1 protein-coding gene is annotated in these 518 nt (G+C 58.7%); it reads right to left on the bottom strand.

Annotated elements, in window-relative coordinates; all coding sequences use genetic code 11:
* A partial coding sequence (locus tag B879_RS24375) for a hotdog fold thioesterase (RefSeq protein WP_157231824.1) occupies window positions 1-245 on the bottom strand: 245 nt, incomplete at its 3' end.
* Window positions 246-518: the final 273 nt, after the last annotated feature.

Genomic DNA, 518 nt, shown 5'->3' with positions numbered 1-518 from the left:
ACGGTGATGGTGTCCGCCGAGCCCGTGTGCGGGTTGCAGGACATAGCGAACGCGGTGTCGGCCAGGGCGAAGACCATCCCGCCATGGGCGATGCCGAAGCCGTTGAGCATTTCTTGGCGCAGTTCCATCGAGATTGTGGCGTGGCCGTCGGCGACCTTCAGCACCTCGATGCCCAACCACTTGGCCGCAAAGTCGTTTTCCAAGATGGGATGCATCAGCGGTGCATCGACGTCAATCTCGCTCATGGAGTACCTCTCAGTTATTTACCGAACGATCATTAGGTAATCCTGAAATGTGAGATAAGTCAAGACGAGAGGGTGGAGTTCCCGGATTTCGGGCGACATTGAGTCATGATCGGCGCCGGCGGGCGGAGTGTCCAACGACGTTCGCCGCCCGCAGCAGCCGCGTGTCACCAGTCCACGGGACGAAAGCCCTACCCGCAGGGAGTGGGTGGGGCAAGACTTGAAGGTGGAACAAGCGGAAAAACCCATGGGAGTTGAGTGGCAAATGCGTAGATT

It is taken from the genome of Cecembia lonarensis LW9 (assembly GCF_000298295.1).
In the GTDB taxonomy this organism is placed as follows: Bacteria; Bacteroidota; Bacteroidia; order Cytophagales; family Cyclobacteriaceae; genus Cecembia; species Cecembia lonarensis.
The sequence above is the reverse complement of the archived record's forward strand: the minus strand, read 5'-3'. Positions and strand labels throughout refer to the sequence as shown.